Origin of the sequence: Mycobacterium sp. 1245852.3, assembly GCF_001669335.1 — a bacterium.
GTDB lineage: Bacteria > Actinomycetota > Actinomycetes > Mycobacteriales > Mycobacteriaceae > Mycobacterium > Mycobacterium europaeum_A.
The window spans coordinates 1-1,838 of sequence record NZ_LZLL01000435.1 but is presented as its reverse complement, the minus strand read 5'-3'; the positions used below and the strand labels follow the sequence as shown (position 1 = coordinate 1,838).

The 1,838-nt window shown below is 64.1% G+C and carries 2 protein-coding genes; one reads left to right on the top strand and one right to left on the bottom strand.

The window, feature by feature from the left end:
- Positions 1–301, bottom strand: a 301-nt coding sequence (locus A9W96_RS19325) for a TetR/AcrR family transcriptional regulator (RefSeq protein WP_156765323.1), incomplete at its 3' end; no start/stop codon positions are given.
- Between the two features lie 117 nt (positions 302–418).
- On the opposite strand from A9W96_RS19325, the gene A9W96_RS19320 reads away from it, so the two are divergent.
- Positions 419–1,783 carry an AarF/ABC1/UbiB kinase family protein gene (locus A9W96_RS19320; RefSeq protein ID WP_067142155.1) on the top strand — a complete coding sequence of 455 codons (1,365 nt, stop codon included), beginning with the start codon at positions 419–421 and terminating at the stop codon, positions 1,781–1,783.
- Positions 1,784–1,838 lie beyond the last annotated feature (55 nt).

The window sequence follows — 1,838 nt, the reverse complement described above, 5'->3', positions numbered from 1 at the left end:
CCTCGTCGATGACGCTTAGTAGGTAGCGACCCAGCACGGTCAGTTCGGCGTGTAGGTCGCCGAGTCCGGCGAATAGTGCGCGGATGTCGCGCATGGCGTGGCGGCGGTCGAGCTGGCGGTCGATTCCGGCGTCGAGTAATGCGTCCTTGGATTTGAAGTGGCGATACAGGGCGCCCGAGCCGGCCGCCAGCCCGGCCGCGGCTTCGATTTCGGACACGCTGGTGGCTTCAAATCCCTTGGCGCTAAACAGCCGCATCGCTTCGGTGACCAGCCGTTCCCGTGTCGACACCGGTGCAGTCATTGACCTCTCCAAAGTGATCACTTACATTTAGCAAGAGCTTACTATACGGTGGGCGCATGGGAGGACCAGATGGCGCAGCACGACCAGCCCGTGCCGCACGGGCGGATCCGGCGCACGATGCCGCTGGCGGGTTTCGCGGCCCGCGCGGCGGGGGGTCGGTTGGTCGCCGGTATACGCGAGCACACCGGTGATGGCGGCGCGGTCGAGCGGTTTCACGAACGCACCGCCGAGCGCTATACCGAACTGCTTGGCCACTCCAAAGGCGTGTTGATGAAAGCCGGCCAAATCCTGTCGATGGTCGATGCCCGGGCCGTGGGCACCGGCGGATTCTGGCCGTATCAGAAGGCACTGTCGCGGCTGCAGGCTGATGCGCCGCCGATGCACCCGTCGCTCGTGCGCAAGGTGCTCGATGAGCAGTTGGGTTCTGCTGTAGGGCATTTCGCCGAGTTCTGCGATGAGCCGATGGCGGCGGCCTCGGTCGGCCAAGTGCACCGCGCGGTGCTTTCGGACCGCCGTCAGGTGGTTGTGAAAATTCAGTATCCCGGTGTCGCGCAGGCGATCCGTGATGACCTGGCCAACACCGAGCTGCTGGCGACGTTCATGCGGTTTATGACCGCGGCATCAGGGATCAAGCTCGATATCCGGACGCTGGCGCGTGAGGCCGCAGCGCGTATCGCCGAAGAGGTCGACTACTGCCATGAAGCGGCCAGCATCACCGCGTTCGGCGAGCTCTATCGCGGGCACCCCTTCATCCGCATCCCCGAGGTCATCCCCGAGGCGTCCAGCGACCAGGTCCTGACGATGACCTACCTAGACGGCATGGACTACCCGGACGCGCAATACGCCGATCAGGACCTGAAAAACACGTGGGCCGAAGTCATCACCCGATTCACCAACAGCTGCTACCGGCACGCCAATCTGGTGCATGCCGATCCCCATCCGGGCAATTACCGCTTCAATGCCGACGGCAGTGTCGGGTTCCTCGATTTCGGTTGCGCCCAGGTCTTCCCCGAGAAGCAGCGCTGGCTGTACGTGGCCTTTCAGTGGGCTGCCATCGAGGGCAGGCTCGAGGACTGCCGCGACCTGTTGACCCAACTGGGCTTCATCCCTGTCGATTCAGCACTGCGCGCCGAAGATCTGGCGCGCTGGCTATCGACCCTTACCTATGAGACGGGCATGCCCCAGCCCGTGACCTACACACCCGACACCATTACTCGCACAATCGCTGGATCCGTCAACATCCGCGACGCGGACCACCCGCTCGCTCAAATGACGGTGCCATCAGAATTCGCCTTCAGCGCCCGGATCGCGCTTGCCACCAACAGCATCCTGGCGGGCCTGCACGCGTCCCTCCCCATCCGGTCCATCTGGGCCGACCTGACCATCGGCGCCAAACCCATCACCGAACTGGGCAAACTGCACCACGCCTGGGTGCGCGAACGCGGCCTGCCCGCGGCATTGGACCACCATGACCACCCCTAACATTTCGCCAGCTTCCGCCCTTCATCTCAGGCCGCTTGTCAACGATGAGCCGGCC